This is a genomic window from Citrobacter sp. TBCS-14, assembly GCF_005280805.1.
Taxonomy (GTDB): domain Bacteria; phylum Pseudomonadota; class Gammaproteobacteria; order Enterobacterales; family Enterobacteriaceae; genus Citrobacter; species Citrobacter gillenii.
Genome location: NZ_SZWM01000757.1, coordinates 1 through 392, shown reverse-complemented (window position 1 = coordinate 392; position 392 = coordinate 1). Strand labels below are relative to the sequence as shown.

At 37.2% G+C, this 392-nt stretch carries 1 protein-coding gene; it reads left to right on the top strand.

The genetic code is table 11. The features are described from left to right. Positions 1 to 104: 104 nt before the first annotated feature. Positions 105 to 392, top strand: a 288-nt coding sequence (locus tag FDX22_RS21130; RefSeq protein WP_146717727.1) for a transposase, incomplete at its 3' end; no start/stop codon positions are given.

Below are 392 nucleotides of genomic sequence, written 5' to 3'. Positions count from 1 at the left end.
AATGTTGGACTAATGTCAAATAATTAGACACAAAATGAGCGCTTTTTTGGAAAGGTTATAATAAACTAGACACAAAGTTAAGAGAAATCGTGGAAAGGTTTATTATGGCAAGAAGAAAATTCGATAAACAATTTAAAAATTCTGCAGTAAAACTCATTCTTGAAGAGGGTTACTCTGTTAAAGAAGTCAGCCAAGAGCTTGAGGTTCATGCCAATAGTCTTTATCGCTGGGTTCAAGAAGTTGAAGAATATGGAGAAAGTGCTTTTCCAGGCAATGGGACAGCCCTAGCTGATGCCCAACATAAGATTAAATTGTTAGAGAAAGAAAATCGTTATCTTCAGGAGGAATTTACCCATGCTCAGTTATCGCCACAGCTTTCACGCTGGCAACCA